This window comes from Enterorhabdus sp. P55 (assembly GCF_009911695.1).
Lineage (GTDB): Bacteria > Actinomycetota > Coriobacteriia > Coriobacteriales > Eggerthellaceae > Enterorhabdus.
Window position 1 is genome coordinate 1 of sequence record NZ_QWKK01000150.1, and the last position, 4097, is coordinate 4097.

3 protein-coding genes are annotated in these 4097 nt (G+C 66.7%); all 3 read right to left on the bottom strand.

Annotated elements, in window-relative coordinates; all coding sequences use genetic code 11:
* On the bottom strand, positions 1–2764 hold a 2764-nt coding region (locus tag D1643_RS10015; protein WP_201751083.1), incomplete at its 3' end, for a hypothetical protein.
* 190 nt (positions 2765–2954) lie between these two features.
* On the bottom strand, positions 2955–3092 hold the full coding sequence (locus D1643_RS10020) for a hypothetical protein (protein ID WP_160710484.1): 138 nt from the start codon (positions 3090–3092) through the stop codon (positions 2955–2957).
* Positions 3093–3207: 115 nt separating this feature from the next.
* Entirely contained in the window at positions 3208–3891 is a 684-nt protein-coding gene (locus D1643_RS10025; RefSeq protein ID WP_160710485.1) for a DUF3800 domain-containing protein, read from the bottom strand.
* Between the last annotated feature and the right edge of the window lie 206 nt (positions 3892–4097).

A 4097-nucleotide genomic window follows, 5' to 3' on the forward strand; every position in this document is an offset into this window, starting at 1 on the left:
CGTTGGAGGCCGTGATGGTGTAGCGGATGCGGTCGCCGGGCTGGGTGGGCCCGCCCGGGTGCGTGAGGTTCTCGGCCCTCTTGGCCAGCGCCGGCGCCGGCGCTATCTCGGGCTGGGGGAGCACCGTGACGTCGTAGGCCCAGGTGCTGCCGGTGTAGGCCCCGTTGGGCTCCTGCCTGAAGGTGAGCTCGCCCCGGCCCACCGCCGTCGGGTCGAGCACCAGGGTGTAGGAGCCGTCCTCGCCCCGCACCGGCTCGCCGTCCTCGCCGCGCAGGAAGTCGGCCTCGAACACGTTGCCCCTGGCGTCGGTCACGCTGACCGGCCCCGACGAGGGCGTCGTCACCTTCAGCAGCACGCGCCCGGGGTGCGGGTTGTCCGCGGTCGGCTCGCCCCAGGTGGTGACGATCTCGCCGCGGAACGCCTTGTCGCCCGGCTTGCCCGGGTCGGCGCCCGGGTCGGTCGGCTCGCCCGGCCCCGTCGACACCTCGGGCTCGGGGGCGTCGGGGTCCTTGCAGTCCGGGTCGGGCTCGGGCGTCACCGCGGGGTTGGGGTCGATGGGCGAGATGGCCACCTCCACTTCGGGGGCGTGGCTGGGGTCGTCGATCGGGTTCGCGCTGGCCAGGTAGTTCGCCGGTGCCGCATCGCCCTCGTTCGGGGGCAGGTACTGCACCGAGATGACGTGGCGGCCGTTGGGGGTGGCTACGGGCACGAGGTGGTCCACCTCGGCCGGCGAGGCGGTGTAGGTGAAGGTGGTCGTGTCCCCGCTGGCCGTGGCGTTGGCCGGCAGCACCGTCCCGTCGGGCAGCGTCTTGTCGGCGAAGAGGATCTCGATGGGGCTCCCCACCTTCTTCCCGTCCACGAACAGCTGGATGTAGCCCGCCGGCGCGGCGCAGGTGGCCTTGGTGGGGGCGCCGGAGGGGTCGGTGTCGGCCCGCTTCACCGTGCAGGTGAGCGACAGCTTGCGATCCGAGGGGTTCTCCTGCACGCTGGCCTGGCCGTTCTCCCAGGTGGCGCTCTTGATGGCCACCTGGGAGCCGATGGGCCGGATCTCGCAGCGGCCCGTGGCGCGATGCCCCCAGTAGCTCTCCGAGAAGTGTCCCTCGGTGTCGTCGGAGTACTGGGTCGATATGGCGGTGAATTTCATGGAGCCCACGTCGGAGGGCATCTGGCTCGCGCCGCTCGGGTCGTGGCTCTCCAGCTCGGGACCGATGGGGTCGCCGTTGGCGTCGAGCCTCTGGTACTTATTGGTGATGGCGTTGCTGTCGGTCAGGTTGCGGCCGTCGGGGGCCTCGAAGGGCAGCGGCAGGGAGGGGAAGGGCTTGCCGTCGTAGTACTTGGTCAGCTGGTCGGTGTAGGATCCGGGCAGCTCGAAGTCGACGTAGCGGCGCAGCTTCCCGTCATCGGGGGCGCCGGGGGGCCGCTGGCTGTCGGCGGGGCGGAACAGGGGCAGCGGCGTGACGGGAGTGGGGTTGCCGCTCTCGTCCAGCTTGTCGGTATTCAGGTAGGTGAACTTGACGGTGACCTCGCTGTTCTTCTTGACCTCTTCCGGGAGCCATAAATACAGGTGCCCCTTGTCGAACTCGGCCGGCGCGCCGTAGTCGTAGGGCACGCCGTCCACGAGCAGCTGCCACTTAACGATGGGGTAGGGGCTCTCGCCCACGTCCGAGGTGAAGTCCACTTCTACCATGGTGATGGAGTCGCCCTTGCCGTTCGTAGCGGTGCCGATGAACCTGAAGCCCTCAGCGCCGCTTTGGTTGCCGAGCGAGCCTCCGGTGACGATGACCTTGATGTTGGGGGCTCCGGCATCGGAGGAGAACGCTGCGTTTCCGCCAGTCGGAAGAAGCGTGCCGCCGGTGAGGATTATCTTAAAGGCAGAGCTGTCTTGGGGGTTGCAGGCTCCTCCGAATCCGCTGCTGTGCACTCCGCCGAAGGCCTCCACGAAGCCGCCGTTAATGCGGATGTTGCCTGATGCCGCATAGAGGCCCGCGCCGATGCCGGCTCCGTGGCCGCCGCCTGTGGCGGTTATGCGGCCCCCGTTGATGGTGATCCACTCGTTGGGCCCCGTGCCGTTGCCGTCGGTTCCCGCACCGATGCCGGCCCCTCCGTTCGTCCAGCTTGTGTCAGCGTTGTATCCGCTCGTGGCTATGATTCGGCCTCCTTCGAAGGTCATATTGCCTCCCGGCTCACCCTCGCAGGCGTGGGCTATGCTCCATCCGGCACCGTTGTAGTCGCTTCCAATGGCCGCCGCGTTGGAGCCCGATACCGTCCAGGCGTATAGTTCGCCAGGGTTTGAGCTGTCGAGCTTGGAGAGGGGGTCTCCTTTGGATACCCGTTGCCCGTTGGCGAGGATGCAGTCGGCGGGGATGGCGCCGTCTTCCGGGATGATGGGCGAGCCCTCGGCGGTGCGGTTGGCCACGGTGTCGTCGATGGTGAGCGATGCGCCGGTCGGGCAGTGGAGGGCGGCTTTCATGCCGTCGGTGGCCGCAAGTTCGTTTTTCGTGCCGTCGCCTAGGATGACAGTGAGCGCGGCACCGGGTTTGATGTCGATGGGCTGAGTGCTTTCGATGCTTAGACCTTCCATGGACAGCGTGGCATTTCGGCCGGAGGGGATTACCAGGCCCACGTCCGTCGGGTTGGCTATGCGTCCGATCCCGTCTCCGGAGGTCACCTTTGTCTGGTCGGTGTTCTGGATGGCGAAGTGCCTGTCGGTGTTCACCGTGAGGGTCTTGGCCGCCGCATCGTAGGCGAAGTCGGCGGCGGTCACGGCATCGCCGTCGACGCCCCAGATGGTGAACCCGCCCAGCTTGAAGAAGCCGGCACCCGGGGTGGCGGCCGCGTCTCGGGGGAGCTGCGGAGAAGCCTCGAGTTCTTGAGCGGGGGCCTGCGGCCGGCTGTCGGACGGATCGTCCTCAGCCGCGGTGGCCTCGCTGGTGCCAGATGGGCCGGCTAGCGGCTCAGAAAGCTCGATGGGGGGGGGTCTCCGTGATCTGCGCGTCGCCGGACGCCAGCGCGAACGCGGCGGGCACCATCCCGCCGGCCAGCAGCGCGGCCAGGCCCCAGCGCAGAAGCGACCCCCGTCGCTTCTCTCTCATGTCCGTTCTCCTTCTTCTCTCGTGAACAAGAGCCGGCCCGAATATAGCCCTTCGCCCCGCTTTCCGCAACCCTAGGCGTTGCGGCCGGGGTTGGGGCTCTTCGCAAGCGCTGCGTCTATTGCCGTGCTTCGAAGGAGAGGCGCTCGAGCTGCTTCAGGTGGTTCTTCTTCAGCTTCCTGCGGCTCTCGAAGAAGATCTCCTCGGATCGACTGAGCGGGAGGTGCCTCGACTCCTTCGCCTTCAGCAGTTCGAGCGTGCAGATGAGGTCGGCGCACTGGAAGAGTCGGTAGTCGCTGGGACGGACGCGTCTTATCTCGACATCGAAGAATATCGCGCCGAAAACAGTGTTCACGATGTTCGTGACGATGGCCTGCCCGTTGTCGTAATAGGCGATCGCCCGGTCGAAGGAGGTGAAGTACCCCGTATGGGACTGGAAGAAGAGGGAAACTTCTCGGGCCAGACGCGCCTTGAGCTGGAAGGGATCCGGGTGCTGCCGCTTATCTATGGCGAAGGTCTTGTAGGAGATGCCGCATTTTCGCGCGAACCCGAACAGCAGCGCAAACAGCTTGCGGCGTCGTTCGAGTGGCGCGTCTCGATACTCGTCCTCCTTGCGGACCATGGGGCCGGTGTGGAGGGCCCGCCTGCAGGATTCTCCCATGCTCTGCAGCTGGGCGGCTAAGGCATCGACCTGGGCATCGATGCTGCTGCGCTGGTCGTGGAATACGAGGGTCAGGAGGTAGAAGTCGGAGTTGGGCCCGTAATCGCCCGACTCGTCTATGAAGATACTGAGCTCAGACATAGCCCCCCCCCTGGGAAAATAAAAGGCGGGGGACTTCCCCCGCCGCTGGTGGACCCGGGTCTTTCGACCAGTCCATTGACGCAATGGTAGCATGGAAAAGAGGTGGGGGCAAGAGGATTGCGGACGGCGGGCTTCCCGCAGGCGGAGGACGTGGGGAGGCGGATAGGGGCGGGCTTTCTGGAGCGCCGCGACGGCTTGCGATAGGA